General features: G+C 65.0%; 16 protein-coding genes and 1 tRNA gene. 13 read left to right on the forward strand and 4 right to left on the reverse strand.

The window, feature by feature from the left end; translation table 11 throughout:
• Window positions 1-3: 3 nt before the first annotated feature.
• Window positions 4-396: a hypothetical protein gene (locus CIT40_RS01380; protein WP_094893238.1), complete on the forward strand. Its 393-nt coding sequence runs from the start codon at window positions 4-6 to the stop codon at window positions 394-396.
• A gap of 132 nt (window positions 397-528) precedes the next feature.
• Here the strand turns inward: CIT40_RS01380 and CIT40_RS01385 are convergent, their stop codons facing one another.
• Window positions 529-1,590, reverse strand: coding sequence for a polysaccharide deacetylase family protein (locus tag CIT40_RS01385; RefSeq protein ID WP_094893237.1), 1,062 nt, complete (start codon window positions 1,588-1,590; stop codon window positions 529-531).
• A gap of 253 nt (window positions 1,591-1,843) precedes the next feature.
• Here CIT40_RS01385 and CIT40_RS01390 point away from each other — a divergent pair, with 253 nt between their 5' ends.
• The gene (locus CIT40_RS01390) at window positions 1,844-2,164 is read left to right on the forward strand and encodes a hypothetical protein (protein WP_094893236.1); all 321 of its coding nucleotides are present in this window, start codon (window positions 1,844-1,846) and stop codon (window positions 2,162-2,164) included.
• 172 nt (window positions 2,165-2,336) lie between these two features.
• The gene (locus CIT40_RS01395) at window positions 2,337-2,549 is read left to right on the forward strand and encodes a cysteine rich repeat-containing protein (protein WP_094893235.1); all 213 of its coding nucleotides are present in this window, start codon (window positions 2,337-2,339) and stop codon (window positions 2,547-2,549) included.
• 92 nt (window positions 2,550-2,641) lie between these two features.
• Here CIT40_RS01395 and CIT40_RS01400 read toward each other — a convergent pair whose 3' ends face one another.
• Entirely contained in the window at window positions 2,642-4,330 is a 1,689-nt protein-coding gene (locus CIT40_RS01400) for an MFS transporter (RefSeq protein ID WP_094893234.1), read from the reverse strand.
• 138 nt (window positions 4,331-4,468) lie between these two features.
• Between CIT40_RS01400 and CIT40_RS01405 the strand changes: the two genes are divergently transcribed.
• The 7 genes from CIT40_RS01405 (at window position 4,469) to CIT40_RS01435 (ending at window position 12,356) form a co-directional block, all read left to right on the forward strand.
• Entirely contained in the window at window positions 4,469-5,842 is a 1,374-nt protein-coding gene (locus CIT40_RS01405) for a hydrolase (protein WP_094893233.1), read from the forward strand.
• A gap of 31 nt (window positions 5,843-5,873) precedes the next feature.
• A complete protein-coding gene (locus CIT40_RS01410; RefSeq protein WP_094893232.1) occupies window positions 5,874-7,244 on the forward strand; it encodes a cytochrome P450 in 1,371 nt (456 codons plus the stop codon).
• A 49-nt stretch (window positions 7,245-7,293) separates the two neighbouring features.
• Window positions 7,294-8,703: an adenylate/guanylate cyclase domain-containing protein gene (locus tag CIT40_RS01415; RefSeq protein ID WP_094893231.1), complete on the forward strand. Its 1,410-nt coding sequence runs from the start codon at window positions 7,294-7,296 to the stop codon at window positions 8,701-8,703.
• Window positions 8,704-8,986: 283 nt separating this feature from the next.
• Window positions 8,987-9,475, forward strand: coding sequence for a tellurite resistance TerB family protein (locus CIT40_RS01420; RefSeq protein ID WP_094893230.1), 489 nt, complete (start codon window positions 8,987-8,989; stop codon window positions 9,473-9,475).
• A 224-nt stretch (window positions 9,476-9,699) separates the two neighbouring features.
• Window positions 9,700-10,479 carry an SDR family NAD(P)-dependent oxidoreductase gene (locus CIT40_RS01425; protein ID WP_094893229.1) on the forward strand — a complete coding sequence of 260 codons (780 nt, stop codon included), beginning with the start codon at window positions 9,700-9,702 and terminating at the stop codon, window positions 10,477-10,479.
• Window positions 10,480-10,600: 121 nt separating this feature from the next.
• Window positions 10,601-11,395 carry a glutamine amidotransferase gene (locus tag CIT40_RS01430; RefSeq protein WP_094893228.1) on the forward strand — a complete coding sequence of 265 codons (795 nt, stop codon included), beginning with the start codon at window positions 10,601-10,603 and terminating at the stop codon, window positions 11,393-11,395.
• A gap of 148 nt (window positions 11,396-11,543) precedes the next feature.
• Window positions 11,544-12,356: an enoyl-CoA hydratase gene (locus CIT40_RS01435; protein ID WP_094893227.1), complete on the forward strand. Its 813-nt coding sequence runs from the start codon at window positions 11,544-11,546 to the stop codon at window positions 12,354-12,356.
• A gap of 107 nt (window positions 12,357-12,463) precedes the next feature.
• On the opposite strand, the gene CIT40_RS01440 is transcribed toward CIT40_RS01435, so the two are convergent.
• Window positions 12,464-12,539, reverse strand: a tRNA-Ala gene (locus tag CIT40_RS01440).
• Window positions 12,540-12,761: 222 nt separating this feature from the next.
• On the opposite strand from CIT40_RS01440, the gene CIT40_RS01445 reads away from it, so the two are divergent.
• From CIT40_RS01445 to folD, 3 genes are read left to right on the forward strand one after another with little or no spacing between them, the layout of a single operon-like run.
• The gene (locus CIT40_RS01445; protein WP_007598721.1) at window positions 12,762-13,052 is read left to right on the forward strand and encodes a YggT family protein; all 291 of its coding nucleotides are present in this window, start codon (window positions 12,762-12,764) and stop codon (window positions 13,050-13,052) included.
• 14 nt (window positions 13,053-13,066) lie between these two features.
• Window positions 13,067-13,411 carry a DUF167 domain-containing protein gene (locus CIT40_RS01450; RefSeq protein ID WP_094893226.1) on the forward strand — a complete coding sequence of 115 codons (345 nt, stop codon included), beginning with the start codon at window positions 13,067-13,069 and terminating at the stop codon, window positions 13,409-13,411.
• Window positions 13,412-13,421: 10 nt separating this feature from the next.
• The gene (gene folD / locus CIT40_RS01455) at window positions 13,422-14,306 is read left to right on the forward strand and encodes a bifunctional methylenetetrahydrofolate dehydrogenase/methenyltetrahydrofolate cyclohydrolase FolD (protein ID WP_094893225.1); all 885 of its coding nucleotides are present in this window, start codon (window positions 13,422-13,424) and stop codon (window positions 14,304-14,306) included.
• Window positions 14,307-14,343: 37 nt separating this feature from the next.
• Here the strand turns inward: folD and ppa are convergent, their stop codons facing one another.
• A complete protein-coding gene (ppa, locus tag CIT40_RS01460) occupies window positions 14,344-14,880 on the reverse strand; it encodes an inorganic diphosphatase (RefSeq protein WP_018318963.1) in 537 nt (178 codons plus the stop codon).
• Window positions 14,881-14,887 lie beyond the last annotated feature (7 nt).

Raw genomic sequence — 14,887 nt, forward strand, 5'->3', positions numbered from 1 at the left:
CGCATGCGCAAGCTCATTCTGGTTGCCGCCATGGTCCTGGCCTCCGCCTCGGCCCAGGCAGGCGACTCACGCAGCCTCTCACTGTCCGCGACGGGCGCTCAGGCTCCCGCTCCGCTGACCACGCCGACCTCGGCCACCACCACTTCGGCGCAGGTGAGCGAAACGGCGCCGGCCACCGAGGCGCCGAAATATTCCGATCGTCCGCCGGCCGTATCGCTCCCTGCGCCGGCGACTGCGGCGGCTCCGGCGGTGTCCACACCCGCGCCCACGCCGGCGCCGGTCGCGACGACCAGGCCCGCCACCAGGAAAGCGGCAAGCGCGGACAAGCCGAAGTCCAAGCGCTGGACCGAGCGTCGCATCATCAGCGAGCTGCACCGCCACGGCATCTATTGGTAAGCGGCCCTCTCGCTCTCAGTTACCGTCATGCCCGGGCTTGCCCGGCATCCACGATCTTTCGACGCTGCTCTCAAAACGTGGATGGCCGGGACAAGCCCGGCCATGACGCAAGAGTTGGAGATTGATTAGCGTCTACTGCGACACCGTCTGCACCACGCTCCCGAGCGGACGCGTGTTGGTGCTCGCGGTCGGCACCTTCATGTCCTTCATGATCGCTTCGTCGTATTCCGGCAGCGACGCCAGCGTCGTCTTGGCCTTCATCTGCACGACCTTGTAGCCGCCGGCTTTCAGCCGCGCGAGCAGCGCCGGCAGGGCCAGACCGGTATTCTTCTGGAAATCGTGCATCAGGATGATGCCCTTGCCGAGCTTGTCGAGCCGCGTCATCACCGTCTCGATGATCTTCTCCGGCGTCGCGCCCTTGCGGAAGTCGAAGGAATCGACGTCGGTCGAGAACATCGCGACGTTGCGGGTGCCGAAATAGCTCACGATCGCCGGATTGTGCTGGAGCTGCGGGAAGCGGAAGAACGGCGCGGGGTTGGCCCCGAGCGCGAATTTCACCGCGCTGATCCCCTTTTCGACCTCGTCCTTGGCCATCTGCTCGGTCATCTTCTTGCCGTTCAGATTGACGTGCGACCAGGTGTGCGTGCCGACCGTATGACCCTGGGCCAGCACTTGGCGCAGGATTTCCGGATGATAGGTCGCGTGCTTGCCGACCGAGAAGAACAGACCCTTGGTGCATTCATCCGCCAGCGCCTTCAGCACATTCGGCGTGTTCACGGGCCAGGGACCGTCGTCGAAGGTCAGCACGACCTCCTTGTCGGTGAGGAAGTCGAATTGCTTGAAATGATCGAAGCCGAAGCCGGGGCCGCCGGTGGTGTCGATCTCGACCACGCGGGAGACGCCCAGCGCGTTCGGATTGGCGCAGGTCGATTTCTGCTGAACCGGCATGGCCGGGGCGGGCGTCGGCGCGGGCGCCTGGGCAAATGCCGTCGGCCTGGCGGCGATCGTCGCGGTGGTCTCGACGTCATCCCTGGAGGCGAGCTTCGCCGGTGCCGGCAATGGATCGGCGGTACGGGCGGCAATTGTCTTGGGAGCGGCCTGGTCGGCGCGCGAGGAATAATAAAACCAACCGCCGGCGGCGATCACGACCGCCGCAACTACACTGGCCAGCATCAGGCCCAACGCATTACGCATCGCTACTCTTTCCAATCACGCAACCAAACCAGCGGAATTTCCCGCGCGACGAGCCATTAATGCGAAAGAACAGTTAACGTGACACCAACACGACAGCGGTTGCAGAGGAATTTCAGCGAGGTGCTCCAAAGTGACCGAAGTCACAGAGAGAGGGGCTCGCGTGACCATCATCACAGTGGAAACTGTTTTGATGGAGCATCGTCGTTCCCATCAACAACGGGCGCCGTTGCGACGGCGCCAATGGGAGCTTCAAATGACCAAGTCTCTTAACACCAAGTCTCTGACCAAGTCCTTCTCTGCCAGTATCCGCGACACCAGCCTGGCGCTGGGCTTTGCCGCCATCGTCTCGCTCGTCTCGACGACCTCGAGCTTCGCGTTCTCGGCCGAGGCGCAGCAGCAGTGCACCGGCGACGCCTTCCGCCTGTGCTCGTCGGAAATCCCCAACATCCCGAAGATCACGGCGTGCATGATGAAGCATCGCGCGGATCTGAGCACCGGCTGCCGCGCCGTGATGGACAGGGATCTCGCCAAGGGCGCCTCGCGCAAGGTTGCTGACGCCCAGGACAGCCAGTAAGAGCACGCAACACTATCGTCGTTGCGTCGGTTTGCTCCCCTCGCGATATGCCCCGGCATCGAGCCGGGGCAACGCGGCGGCGCCATTGCAGCCTGACAATAAAGCCGTTGCGGCTGAAGGATCGTCGCACTAGCTTCGCCCGCACATTCTTCCGGGCAAGAGGCATTATGCGATGACCAGATTTCTTTTCATTCTTCCATTGCTCCTCGGCGCATCGGTCGCAGCCGCGCAGCAGCCGGGCCACGATGCCTGCGCGCGCGACGTCACCCGCTTCTGCCGCGCCGTGATGAACAATGGCGATGGCGCCGTGCTCGCCTGCCTGAAGCAGAACCGCGCCAAGCTGAGCAAAGGCTGCGAGAAGGTGCTTACGGATCACGGGCAGTAGGGATTTCGTCGTAGCCCGGATGAGCGAAGCGATATCCGGGACGTCGGTTCCCGCATGTCGCTTCGCTCATGCGGGCTACGGACTCGAAAATCCTACGTGCTGCTTCCCGCCGCGGAGGCGACCACCGGCAGCACCTCGGCACTCGCACGATCCGGCGTCTCCTCCTTCCAGCGCACCGAGCCGAACGGACGCTCCAGCATGCGGCGGATTCGCACCGGCCCGGGACCGACGTGGAAAGCCATCGCCTGCTGATGCAACGCGCGTTCGGACTGGGTCGAGCGGTTGCGTTGGCGCAGATAATCGAACCAGGTCGGGCAATGATAGCGCTCGGTCCACAATTCGGGGTCGGCGATGTCGCGGGCGATCGACCAGCCATAGGCGCCGTTGCGTTGCCTCGAGAGCTGCACGTCCTGCATCACGTTGTGGAAGGCGCGCGCGTTCTCCTGAGACACACGGTATTCGATCTCCACCACCAGCGGCCCGCTCCGGCCGGTGATCGACAGCTTGACCTCGGGATCGGCGAGCACGTCAGCGTCCTCATTGCGGGCGCCGACGCGCGGCATCGTCAGCCAGATCCCGAGCAGCGGCGAGACCAGCATCAGGCCCGAGGCGGTCAGCAACGCGACCTCGACACCGGCATAGTCGGTGAGATGGCCCCAGCCCCAGGCTCCGATGGCGATGCCACCCGAAATCGAGGCCTGGAATGCCGCAAGCGAGCGGCCGGCGACCCAGCGCGGCGCCGAGAGCTGCACGCCGATGTTGAACAGCGCCACCGCGGCCATCCAGACCGCGCCGGCCAGCACCAGCGCAGCTGCCGTCAGCACCGGCTCCGTGCTCAGGGCAAGCGCGGCCATCGCGAACGCCATCGAGATGGTGCAGGCGCGGATCGCGGCCTCGCCGCTCATCCGCTTGCGCAATTCGTGGATGTTGAGCGCGCCGACGACGGCGCCCATGCCGAAGGCGCCCAGCATGATGCCGTAGGTCTGCGCGCCACCATGCAAGAGGTCGCGTGCGACCAGCGGCATCAGCGCCATGATCGCGCCGCCGATCAGGCCCATCACCAGCGTGCGCAGCAGCACGATCTTGATCGGCGGTGAATTGGTGATGTAGCGGAAGCCCGACACCATGGCGCGGTTGAGCTTCTCCCGCGGCAGCCGCGAGGGCTCGGTATTGCGCCGCCACATCAGCAGCACCACCAGCAGCGGCAGATAAAGGATCGCGTTGCAGGCGAATGCGGCGACCGCGCCGAGCGAGGCGACGATGACGCCGCCGACCGCGGGACCGAAGCTGCGGGCGATGTTGTAGCTGATGCCGTTCAACGCAACGGCCGAGGGCAGCGCGTCGGGCGGCACCTGCTCGCTGACCGAAGACTGCCATGCCGGGCCGAACAGCGCATTGCCGCTGCCCACCACGAAGCAGAAGGCGAGCAGCGTCTCCGGGGTGATGAGATTGAACCCGGCCAGCACCGTCAGTGCGGTCGCGCCGGTGAGCGCGATCATCAGCGAGACCAGGGTAACGATGCGGCGGTCATACATGTCGGCGATGGCGCCGGCCGGCATGGAGATCAGCATGATCGGCAGCATCAAGGCGGTCTGCACCAGCGCCACCTTGTCCGCGGAGGCCGCCATCTGCGTCATCGCCCAGGCCGCGCCGACGCCCTGGATCAGGAGGCCGAGATTGGAGAGCAGGCTGGCGAGCCAGATGCGCCGGAACACGGTGAACCGCAGAGGCGCGGTAATGCCGTCGGCGGCAATTCTCTGGCGGTTCGTCTGCTCGGTCATATCCCCTTCCAAATGGGCTGGCAGAAGTGGTCTTTGGGTGATTCCGGCAAATTCAGTGATGCCCGCGAAAGTCATTCGCTGTCCAGTGGTTGGACCGCTATAAGCGGTGCAAAGAGGCGGTTTGCCGGGGAGGAACACATGAAGCTGTCGCGACGGACGATCCTGCAGGGCGCTGGCAGCTTGCCTTTCGCAATTGCGAGCTTGCGGACGGGCGCATTGGCCCAATCCGCCCCCGCCGCCGCGCCGGGCGCCGAGGTGCCGCCGATCCTGTTCGTCCACGGCAATGGCGACTACGACGCGCTCTGGATGACGACGCTATGGCGGATGGAATCCAACGGCATCGCGCGCGATCGCATGATGGCGATCAATTTCACCGATCCCAATGCACGCACCGATGACAAGGTCGAGCAGGCGAACCGTTCCTCGACCGAGGACCAGCGCCGCGAACTTGCCGCTGCGATCGCCGAGCTGAAGCGCCGCACGGGTGCGCCTCGCGTGGCGCTGGTCGGCAGCTCGCGCGGTGGCTATGCGATCCGCAACGTCATCAAGAACGGCGGCGCCGGCGATGTCAGCCACGCCGTCTTGTGCGGCACGCCCAATCACGGCGTGTTCGCCACCGACGACCAGCCGAACAGCGAGTTCAACGGCCGCGGTGCGTTCCTGCGCGGCCTGAACGAGGGCGAGAGCGAAGTGACGCCGGGTGTTGCCTTCCTCACCTTGCGCAGCGACGGCATGGACAAATACGCCCAGGCCGATGGCCGTTTCATCGGCAAGCCCGGCACGCCGACCGGTGTCACCGTTGAAGGACCGGAGCTGAAGGGCGCCACCAATCTGGTCCTCGGCGCACTCGACCATCGCGAGGTGGCGTTTCACCCGCGCGCGTTCCGCGAGATCTACAAATTCATCGCGGGTCGCGAGCCCGCGCGCATTGCGATCGTGCCGGACCCAGGCGTCCGGCTGAGCGGTCTCGTCACGGGGACGCCCGGCGGCGTGCCAACCAATCGCCCGGTGACGGGCGCAACCGTCGATATCTTCCGCGTCGATCCTGAAACCGGAGAGCGCAAGGGCGGCGCGCTGCACAGCGCAAAGACCGGTGCCGATGGCCGCTGGGGGCCGGCGCAGGTCGATCCCGCCTGGTCGCTTGAATTCGTGCTGACATCGCCGGACGCGCCGACGACGCATATCTACCGTTCGCCTTTCCCGCGCTCGTCCGACGTCGTGCATTTGCGCGCCGCGCGCCCGCTCGGGCCAGCCGACAAGGACGCAGGAGCTGTCGTGATCATGTCGCGGCCGAGGGGCTATTTCGGCCTGCCGCGGGACGTGGTGTTACTCGACGGCAAGGAGCCGGCCGACGTCAAGCCGGGCGTGCCCACGGATTCGGCAGCAACTCTGCGGCTTCCCACCAGCGAGGTTGGGCGCAACATCGTGGCCGAGTTCGGCGAAGAGCGAATTGTGGCGCGCGCCTGGCCTGCCCTGGAGAACAGGATTGCGATTGCCGAGCTGACTTACTAGCTATTTGCCTGGGTCCTATCGGGAGAGAGCCATGAACATCGCCAGCGTGCGCAGGCCCATCATCCCTCCGGCTCCCCCGCGTGCGCCCGACGACATGTCATTCTTCGGCCGGCTTGCCGTGATCCGGCACAACATGATCGCGACCTGGGGGCAACCCGCCTACGAGGAAGACGTCATCAAGGGCCGCTTCTTCCTCCACAACAGTTTCATCCTGAACCAGCCCGATGCGATCCGGCACGTCCTGCTGACCAATTACGAGAATTACACGCGCACGCCGGCGGGCATCCGCATGCTGCGCCCGGTGCTTGGCGACGGCCTTCTGATCGCGGAAGGTCACTCATGGACGTTCCAGCGCCGCACGCTCGCGCCGGCCTTCACGCCGCGCGCCACCGCCAACCTCGTGCCGCACATGACGGCAGTGCTCGACGAGACCATTGCCAAGCTCGATACGCAGACGGGCGCGCCGGTCGACCTGCGCGAAATCATGCAGCGCATGACGCTGGAGATCGCCGGGCGCACGATGTTCTCGTTCGGGATGGACCGGCATGGCGCGACCTTGCGCAACTTCATCATGGAATATGCGTCCCGGCTCGGACGGCCCTACTTCCTCGACATGCTGCTGCCGGTGTCGTGGCCGAGCCCGATGGATTTTGCCCGCGCCCGCTTCCGCAAGCGCTGGACCGGATTCGTCGCGATGCTGATCGCCGAGCGGCGTTCTGCCGGCAAGAAGGACGGCGCGCCGCCGCGCGACCTGTTCGATCTCATGGACGCAGCGCGCGATCCCGAGACCGGCAAGGGCTTCTCCGACGCGCAGCTCGTCGACGAGGTCGCGACCATGATCCTGGCCGGACACGAGACCACGGCAACCGCGCTGTTCTGGGCGCTCTATCTGCTGGCGCTCGATCCTGACACGCAGGAGGAAGTGGCGTCCGAGGCCCGGGGCGAGCATCTCGACAGCATGGCCGAGATCGATCGCCAGAAATTCTCCCGGGCGGTGATCGACGAGACCATGCGGCTCTATCCTCCGGCCTTCCTGGTCGCGCGCGCCGCACGCGAAAAGGACAATGCGGCCGGAATCGAGATCGGCAAGGGCGACATCATCATGATCGCGCCCTGGCTGCTGCACCGGCACGAGAAGCTGTGGGACCAGCCGAACGCGTTCATTCCTAAGCGCTTCATGGCGACGGCGGCGCCGGACCGCTTCGCCTATCTGCCGTTCGGCGCAGGTCCGCGCGTCTGCATCGGCGCGCCGTTTGCGCAGGCCGAATCCGTGCTGGCGCTGGCCCGGCTGATCGGCGCGTTCCGTATCGAGCTCGCCGACCCGGCGAATCCTGTGATCCCGCTCGGCGTGGTCACGACCCAGCCGGACCACTCACCCATGTTCCGCATCACACGTCGGTGACAGGCCCTCGTCTGGCCGATGGCGTGATCACCCTAGATAGAGTCCCGTCATGAGCGACATCCAGGCCCAGTTTTCCGTTCTCAACCAGACCGCCGACGCGAAGGTGGTCGATGCGATTGCGCGGCTGATCGAGGACGGCGAGGATCACGAGCTCAACCGCGTCAATGTCCTCGACTTCGCCACACAGCATGCCGTCGACGAAGAGCACGCGATTTCGGCCTTCCTGCACGCGGCGCGGCTCGGGCTGTTCGATCTCGGCTGGAACGTGCTGTGTCCGGGCTGCGGCGGCGTGCTCGGCGCGCATACGACGTTGAAGGCGCTCAAGCCCGACGACTATCACTGCGCGCTCTGCGCTTGCGGCTACAAGGCCTCCGTCGACGATCAGGTCGAGGTGTCCTTCACTGTGAATCCGCGGGTCCGGCGCATCGCGGCGCACGACCCCGATACGCTGCCGGTGTGGGAATATTTCAAGCAGGTGTTCTGGAGCTCCGGCGTCGACTTCAACAAGGACTCGTTCGCGACGCTGGCGAACGAGGTGACGCTGGATACGATGGAGTTGCCGGCCGGCGAGAAGGCGACGATGTCGCTGCAGCTGCCTGGTGATTTCATCATCATCTTCGAGCCGGTCACGCACGCCGCCCATTTCATCGACGTCCAGGGCGAGCCGACCAGGGACCGTCAGCAGCTCGCCATCATGTACAACAAGGTGCAGGCCCCGACGGGGACCACGACCATGCGGCCCGGCCCGCTGCGGCTGTCGCTGGAGAACCAGGCCGGTGTGCGCGTGCTGCCGTCGGTGTTCATCGCCGCCGAGGCGCTCCACCATCTGATCGGCAAGCGCAAGCCGTTCCTCACCGCCAAGCGGATGCTGTCGAACCAGACCTTTCGCGATGTATTCAAGGCGGACAATCTCAGTCTCGATCAGCGGCTCCAGATCACGTCGCTGACCTTCCTGTTCACGGATCTGAAGGGCTCGACGGCGCTCTACGAGCGCGTCGGCGATCTCGCCGCCTTCGATCTCGTGCGGGCGCATTTCCATGCGCTGCTCGAGATCATCTCTTCCGAGAAGGGCGCCGTGGTGAAGACGATCGGCGATGCCGTGATGGCCACCTTCGTCCGGCCCGAGCACGCCATCGTCGCGGGCCTGCGGATGCGCGCGGCGATGGACGATCTCAACAAGCGGCGTGGCACCGACGATCTCGTCGTCAAGATCGGCATCCATGAAGGTCCCTGTCTCGCGGTGATGCTCAACGAGCGGCAGGATTATTTCGGCCAGACCGTCAACATCGCCGCCCGCGTGCAGAGCCTGTCGACCGCGCAGGAGATCCACATTACCGGCCCGGTGGCGGATGCGCCGGCGGTCGCCGCACTCCTTCGGCAACGCGAGATCAAGCCAATCCAGAAACAGGCCGCATTGCGCGGCATCGCCGACAAGATGGTGGTGTACGAGATTCCGTGAGGATTTCCGTTGTCGCCCCTGCGAAAGCAGGGGCCCATACCGCGTGATTTCGAGGATGGGCAGGATGGTCATCGCCAATCGAAAGCCTGTGGTTATGGGTCTCCGCGTTCGCGGGGACGACAGCTGGGCTCAGCTTGCTCATCGCGCCCAATGCGTGCCTCTCAGATTGCCGAAACGTAATGCAGCGCGCGGAACTGACGCACGTTGCGCCGGTTGAGTTTGCTGCTCATATAATGCTGGTAGCAACCGCGCCTCGCGGCTGTATCGATCTCGGTAGGACCTTATGCTCGACGGCCTGCGCCAATTTATCGCCGACATCGTCGCCCCCCATGACCAGAGCCGCACATTCGGTGACAGCGACTATCGGTTGGCTGCCACCGCGCTGCTGGTCCACGTGGTCTCGCTGGACGGCCAGCCGAGCGCGGGTGAGCAGCGCAAGCTGCACAGCCTGATCGAAAGCCATTTCGGGCTTGATCGCGGCACTGCGGATCGTCTGATTGCGGACGCAACCCAGGTCGAGGGCGAGGCGGTGGATCTCTATCACTTCACCAGCGTCATCATGCGCTCGCTCGACGAAGACGGCCGCAAGCGCATCGTCCGGATGATGTGGGAGCTGGTCTATGCCGACGGCCAGGTCTCCGAATTCGAAGACAACGTCGTCTGGCGTGCCTCCGACCTGCTCGGGATCTCCCAGCGCGACCGGATCGACCTGAAGCATGCCGTGGCGGAGCGTGCCGGTGGTCAGGTGAAGGACGGCGCCGTCGGCGGCTGACCGACACACGCCGGCGGATCGCCGGTTGTGCTGACCACATGACGAAACTTTAATGTAGGTGCCGGCCGGCCGGCTCCGGATTTATCCGTAAATACCCGGGTTTCCCGCGCCCCTGTCGCCCGCTCAAGCGGCCATGCGGCCGACGGCGCTTGCCTGTCAAGCTCGGCTTATGCTCTCGTTCCGCCATTGCCGGGCCAAGAACTTCAATTCAAGAGACTTCGATCGTGACTGAGCGGGTAACGTTGATCACCGGCGCTTCGGCGGGCATAGGTGCGGAGCTGGCGCGCGTGTTTGCCGCCAATGGACATCGCCTCGCATTGACGGCGCGGCGCGCGGATCGATTGGAAGAGCTCGCGAACGAGCTCGCCGCCAGGGGTGGCAAGAAGCCGATCGTGATTGCCTGCGATCTCGAGAACCCCGACGCCGGCGAGACGATCGCAGCTGCGCTGGCCGCCGAAGGCGTCGAGCTCGATCACCTCGTCAACAATGCCGGCTTCGGCGTGTTCGGCGACGCCATCGAGCGCGATCGTGACGAGCAGGTCGGGATTGTCGATGTCAACGTGCGGGCCCTGACGGATTTGTCGCTGCGCTTCGCCGATCAGCTCATCAGGAACAAGGGCGGTCTTCTCAATGTCGGCTCGGTCGCGGGCTTCCTGCCCGGCCCCGGCATGGCGGTCTATTATGCGTCCAAGGCCTACGTGATTTCCTTCACCGAAGCGCTGCGGGCCGAGCTCGCACCGCGCGGCGTTCGCGTCACCGTGCTGTGCCCGGGTCCCGTGCCCACCGAATTCCAGGCGCGTGCCGGCGTCGGCTCCGGACATGATACGGCCCTTCTCAATGTTTCGGCGGCCGAGGTCGCGCGGGAGGCCTATCGTGGCCTGATGGCCAACAAACGGGCAGTGCTGCCCGGTCTCGGCATCAAGATTGTGCCGTTTGCGCTGCGCTTCTTCCCGCGGGGCTTCATCCTGGCCGCCACCAGCCGATTCCAGCGGCAGAGGCATTAGGTCTCGAAGCGCCCGTGCTGGCCCGGAGCTTGCTTCGGTTTTGATGTGTGCGCGAACTCACACGAAATTAACGATCGCTTAGTTATGCTGGCGGTCTGAACAGATAGCACTCGCAGAGGCCATGTCGTTCCGGACGGACAGGTTTGTTGGCGCAGAATTGGTGCCCTTCCCCAGAAGGACGCCACTCGCCGCCGCCTCAGATGCCCAATTGCCGGTTCTGATCATCCTGCACCAGGAATCCTCGACGCCCGGCCGCGTCGGCAATGCGCTGCGCGCGCTCGGCCATCACCTCGACATCCGCCGTCCGCGCTTCGGCGATGCCTTGCCGGAGACGCTCGACCGGCATGCCGGCGCCGTGATCTTCGGCGGGCCGATGAGCGCCAACGATCCCGATGACTACATCCGCCGTGAGATCGACTGGATCGAAATTCCGCTGCGTGAGCAGCGGCCGTTCCTCGGCATCTGCCTGGGGGCCCAGATGCTGGCGATGCAGCTCGGCGCCCGCGTCGCGCCGCATGCCGATGCGCTGACCCAGATCGGTTACTACCCGATCCGGCCCACAGCCGCGGGCCACGCCCTTTGCCCGGCCTGGCCGGCCCAAGTCTATCACTGGCATCGCGAGGGATTCGAGCTGCCGGCCGGTACGGAGCTGCTGGCGGAAGGCGACGATTTTCCGGTGCAGGCGTTCCGCGCCGGCAACGCCTTCGGCGTGCAGTTTCATCCTGACGTGACCTACGCGATGATGCATCGCTGGACCACGCGCGGCTATGACGGCTTCAGCGCGCCCGGTGCGCGGCAGCGACATCATCATTTCGCGGATCGTGCCGTCTACGATGCCGCAGAGCGCGCCTGGCTCGACCATTTCATCGACGGCTGGCTGGCGCGCCGACCGGTCCTGGCGCAAGCCGCCGAGTGATCCGCGCGTTCGCGCAAGTCCTTGGCGCAAGTCCTTGGCACAGGTCCTTGGCACAGTTTCTTGGCGCAAGTCTCTGCCTCTTCCCTTGATATGCTAGGCTCGTTGCCAACGAGCGCGCGAACGCGCCGGTAGACGAAGGGAGAGCGCCATGGCCTACGAGCACATTCTCTATGAGGTGAGCGACAAGATCGCGACCATCACGCTCAATCGCCCCGACCGCATGAATGCGTGGACGCCGACCATGGAGCGCGACGTGCGCCAGGCGATGGAAGCGTCGAGCAATGATGACAATGTCCGCGTCATCATCCTCACCGGCGCGGGCCGCGCCTTCTGTGCCGGCGCCGACATGGATGCGCTGAAGGGACTCGACCCCGATGACGTCAGGCGCGCGTCGAACCTGCCGCCGTTCGACATGAATCGGCGTCCGGACTGGCAGACGCGCTACGGTTTCTATCCGTCGATCAAGAAGCCTGTGATCGCCATGCTCAATGGCGCCACTGCGGGCATCGGCCTTGTCCACGCGCTCTATTGCGACCTGCGCTTTGCCGCTGACAACACCGTGTTCACGACCGCCTTCGCGCGGCGCGGCCTGATTGCCGAGCACGGCATCAGCTGGATGCTGCCGCGCATCGTAGGTCATGCCAATGCGATGGATTTGCTGCTCTCGGCGCGGCGCGTGCCGAGCGACGAGGCGTTGCGGATCGGCCTGGTGAACCGGCTCTGCCCGCCGGAGAAGCTGCGCGAGGAGACCTATGCCTATGCGCGCGATCTCGCCGATTTCGTCTCGCCAAGCGCGATGGCCGTGATCAAGCGCCAGCTCTACGAGGTGCCGTTCCAGACCCTGGCGGAGGCAACGATCGAGGCCAATCGGGACATGATGGTGGCGCTGGCCGGTAGCGATTTCCGGGAGGGGGTCGCGAGTTTTATGGAGAAGAGAGCGCCGCGGTTTACGGGGAGGTAGGGGGCGAGATCTGAGGACGTAGCCCGGCTTCGCCCTTCGGGCTACGTCGCGGCAGCCTTCGCTACGAAGCGGCTTGCCGAGCCGAAGCAGGCGTAGCCTGCGAAGGCTGGTGGAGCCAGGCGGGATCGAACCGCCGACCTCGTCATTGCGAACGACGCGCTCTCCCAGCTGAGCTATGGCCCCGTTTGCTGGCCACTCTGGTGAATGCGGCCGACAACCGGGCGCCATTTAAGTCCCCGCCAAGGTCAAGTCAAGGACGGGTGTAAGGCGGTTTTAGCCATTCAGGGTGCCGACTTCCCTTGTTTGGGCGGGGGGGAACCGATATCTAGCAAAAGGCGCCAATCCCGACCGCAGCCAGCGTTTTCAAAAGCCCGAGTCTCTTCAAAAGCCAGAGTCTTCCAAATCATGCGTGCCGTTCTCGACATCGTCATCATCGTGCTCGACCTCTACGTCTGGCTCCTGATCGCCTCCGCGATCCTGTCCTGGCTGATCGCATTCAACGTCGTGAACACGCGCAACCAGTTCGTGTCGGCGGTGGCGGAGTTCCTGTATCGGATCACCGAGCCGGTGCTGGCGCCGATTCGCAATTTCCTGCCCAGTCTCGGCGGTCTCGACATCTCGCCGATCATCCTGATCCTGCTCATCATGTTCATCGAGCGGGTGATCCTGTACTACATCTACCCGAACGTGATCTGAGCGGGCTGGAGCCCTTGGTTGCCGACAAAGCTTGTAAGGAACCCTGGCGTTACTCGGCCGCAGGCATCAGCATCGCGCTGCGGGTGACGCCGCGCGGCGGTCGCGACGGCATCGACGGGATCGAGCAGTTGGCCGACGGCCGCAGCGTGCTCAAGGTGCGGGTGCGCGCCATCGCCGATGGCGGCGAGGCCAACAAGGCCGTTCTGGGCCTGCTGGCGAAATCGCTGGGGGTCTCCAAGGCCGGCGTGAAGCTCCTGTCCGGCGCCACCTCGCGGCTGAAGCAGATCGCGGTCGACGGCGATCCGGCACGGCTCGGCGAAGCCCTGCGCCAGCTCGTCTCGGCCCAATCGAAAGACTGAGGGAACTGACATGACCGCTGAGATCATCGATGGAAAAGTCATCGCCGCGGAACTTCGGGCCCGCGTCGCCGACGAGGTCGCCCGCGTCAAGCGCGAGCACAATCTGGTGCCGGGGCTGGCGGTGGTGCTGGTCGGCAGCGACCCCGCCAGCGAGGTTTATGTCCGCTCCAAGCACACCCAGACCCAGGCCGCCGGCATGGCCTCGTTCGAGCACAAGCTGCCGGCCGACGTCTCGCAGGCAGATCTCCTGGCGCTGGTCGCAAAGCTCAACCGCGATCCGGCCGTGCACGGCATTCTGGTGCAGCTGCCGCTGCCGAAAGGGCTGAACACCGAAGCTGTCGTCAACGCCATCGACCCCGCCAAGGACGTCGACGGGTTGCATCCGAACAATGCCGGACGACTCGCCGGCGGTTTCGAGGCGCTGTCGCCCTGCACGCCGCTCGGCTGCATCATCCTGACCAAGAGCGTACACGCTTCGCTGGAAGGCATGAACGCCATCGTCATCGGCCGCTCCAATCTGGTCGGTCGCCCGCTGGTGCAATTGCTGCTGAACGAGAACGCCACGGTGACGATCGCGCATTCGCGCTCGCGCGACCTGCCCGGGCTCGTGAAGCAGGCCGATCTCGTCTATGCCGCGGTCGGCCGGCCCGAGATGGTGCGCGGTGATTGGCTGAAGCCGGGCGCGACCGTGATCGACGTCGGCATCAACCGGATCCCCAAAGAAGACGGCAAGACGCGCCTCGTCGGCGACGTCGCCTATCAGGAAGCGCTTGGGGTTGCCGGCGCGATCACACCGGTGCCGGGCGGCGTCGGCCAGATGACGGTGGCGTGCCTGCTGGTCAACACGCTGCGTGCGGCCTGTGCGATCGCCGAGTTACCAAAGCCGGCGGTGTAGTTCACCTCGCCCCGCTTGCGGGGCGAGGGAGCAGGCTTCAGCCCTTTTTCTTCTTCTCGCGGTCCATGCCTTCGAGGATCAGCTTGTGCGCGTCCTCCGGGCCGCCCCAGCGCAGGATCTTCACCCATTTGCCCTTCTCGAGATCCTTGTAGTGCTCGAAGAAGTGCTGGATCTGCTGCAGCGTGATGTCGGGGAGGTCCGAGTACGATTTCACCTTGTCGTAGCGCTGCGTCAGCTTCGATGACGGCACCGCCAGAATCTTCTCGTCGCCGCCGGCTTCGTCTTCCATGAACAGCACGCCGACCGGGCGCACGCTCATGACGGCGCCGGGAATGATGGCGCGGGTGTTGATGATCAGGACGTCGCAGGGGTCGCCGTCATCCGACAGCGTGTGCGGGATGAAGCCGTAGTTACCGGGGTAACGCATCGGCGTGTAGAGGAAACGGTCGACCACCAGCGTGCCGGCTTCCTTGTCCATCTCGTATTTGATCGGTTCGCCGCCCACGGGGACCTCGATGAGGACGTTGACTTCGTGTGGTACGTTTTTCCCGATCGAGATCGCATCGATACGCATTGAAGGC

Origin of the sequence: Bradyrhizobium amphicarpaeae, from assembly GCF_002266435.3 — a bacterium.
GTDB classification, from domain to species: Bacteria; Pseudomonadota; Alphaproteobacteria; order Rhizobiales; family Xanthobacteraceae; genus Bradyrhizobium; species Bradyrhizobium amphicarpaeae.